The sequence below is a fragment of the Streptomyces globisporus genome (genome assembly GCF_003501885.1).
Lineage (GTDB): Bacteria > Actinomycetota > Actinomycetes > Streptomycetales > Streptomycetaceae > Streptomyces > Streptomyces globisporus_D.
In genome coordinates this window covers 1-2,087 of record NZ_QWFA01000365.1, presented here as the reverse complement: position 1 = coordinate 2,087, position 2,087 = coordinate 1, and the positions used below count along the sequence as shown (strand labels likewise).

Sequence of the window (2,087 nt, the reverse complement as noted above, 5' to 3'; positions counted from 1 at the left end):
ACGTCACACCGGGGAGCCAACTGCGGGGTGATACCGGGGTAGGGGGTGGGGGAGCCGGGGGGCTGCTACGCCCCCGCGCCCCCCGGCGTCACCAGCCCCGACTCGTACGCGAAGATGACCGCCTGCGCCCGGTCCCGCAGGTCCAGCTTGGCCAGCACCCGCCCGATGTGCGTCTTGACGGTCTGCTCGGCCAGCACAAGCCGCCCCGCGATCTCCTGGTTCGAAAGACCCCGGGCGATCAGCTCCAGCACCTCGCTCTCGCGCGGCGTCAGCGCGTTCAGCCGGAGTGCCTGCCCGGTGCGCGTCGCCCCGGCGGGCCGCTGCGCCGCGAAGTCCGCGATCAGCCGCCGGGTCACCGAGGGCGCGAGCAGCGCGTCCCCGGCCGCCACCACCCGTACCGCCGCGATCAGATCGGCGGGCGGCGCGTCCTTCAGCAGGAACCCGGACGCCCCGGCCCGCAGCGCCTCGTACACGTAGTCGTCCACGTCGAACGTCGTCAGCATCAGGACCTTCGGCCGGTGCACCACCCCCGCCGGCGGGTTCAACAGCTCGCGGGCTGCGGCCAGTCCGTCCATCTCCGGCATCCGCACGTCCATCAGGACCACGTCGGGATGCTGGTTGCGGCTGACGTCCACGCCCTGGCGGCCGTCCGCCGCCTCGCCCACCACGTCGATGTCGCTCTGCGCCGCCAGCAGCGCCGCGAACCCGGCCCGCACCATGGCCTGGTCGTCGACGATGATCACGCGGATGGTCACAGATCCTCCGAAAAAGGTTGTACGGAAGGGGGGTCGGGCGGGGAGCCGGGCGGCGGCAGCGGCATCCGGGCGGCCACCCGGAACCCGCCGTCGGGCAGCGGCCCGGTGTCCAGCGTGCCGCCGGTCAACCGTACGCGCTCACGCATCCCCACCAGCCCGTGCCCGGTCCCGGCGCTCTCCAGCGGCGAAGCGGGCTTCGGCGCGGGCCCGTTGACCACCAGCACGCCCAGATGGCCCGCGGACGCCCGGACCGAGACCTGGGTGCGCGCACCCGGCGCGTGCCGCACCACGTTGGCCAGCGCCTCCTGCACGATCCGGTACGCCGACAGATCCACTGCCGACGGCACCTCGCCCAGGTCCGCGGCCAGCGACAGCTCCACCGGCAGCCCGGCCCGTACCGTCGCCTCCACCAGCTGCTGGAGCCGGTCCAGGCCCGGCTGCGGGGCCCGGTCGCCCTCGGTGCCGTCGCTGCGCAGCACCGACAGCAGCCGCCGCATCTCGCCGAGCGACTCCCGGGCCGCCGCCGCGATGGACGCGAACTCCTCCTGCGCGGGCTCCGAGAGACCGGAGATCCGGTACGGCGCGGAGTCCGCCTGCACGGTGATCACCGACATGTGGTGTGCGACCACGTCGTGCAGCTCACGGGCGATCCGCGTCCGCTCCTCCAGCAGTGTGCGCTGCGCCCGCTCCGCCTCGCTGATCGTCTCCTGCTCGGCCAGCCGCCGGGTCGCCTCGCCCCGCTCCCGTACCGCCGCGCCGATCACCAGGACCACCGCGCCGAGGATCGGCAGCAGCAGGGCGCTGCCGGTGGCGCGGTCCGAGGGTGCGATCAGATGCAGGACCGCCCCGGCGGCCGCCGTCGCCGCCCACACCGCGACGACGGTCCGCCGGGTCTCGCGCAGGCCGAGGGCCAGCAGCAGGAAGAGGTAGGCGACCAGCGTCGGCGGGGGCCACGGCCAGGTGTCGTGCCGCCCGGGATCGTGGGCCAGCAGCACCAGCGCGCTCACGATGTCGGCCGGGAAGACGATCCACCACGCCTGGAGGGGCCGGTGGGCGAGCATCAGCAACGGGGCCGCCTGGGCCACCCCGAGCGCCCCGGCCAGCGCGCCCGGCACACCGTACTGCGAGGCCAGGACGGTGATGGTGACCGGGATGAAGGTCGCGGCCAGGGCGAGCACCACGACGTACGGCAGCAGTCGCTGCCACTGCTTCGGCGCGTCGGCCAGCAGCGGGGTGGACGGATGGGACGCGTGGGACAGCCCGTGGGCCAGCTCGCGCAGATTGCGGCGGGCGGCGCTCAGCAGGCCGTCGGCGGGCGGCGGGGGCCCGGCG

Annotated in this window: 2 protein-coding genes; both read right to left on the bottom strand. The window is 74.9% G+C overall.

Annotation, left to right across the window (positions count from 1 at the left end):
- Window positions 1-65 precede the first annotated feature (65 nt).
- A complete protein-coding gene (locus D3105_RS33525) occupies window positions 66-755 on the bottom strand; it encodes a response regulator (RefSeq protein ID WP_118906569.1) in 690 nt (229 codons plus the stop codon).
- The coding region (locus D3105_RS33520) for a sensor histidine kinase (protein WP_133305747.1) at window positions 752-2,087 on the bottom strand (1,336 nt) is incomplete at its 5' end. The genes D3105_RS33520 and D3105_RS33525, both read right to left, overlap by 4 nt.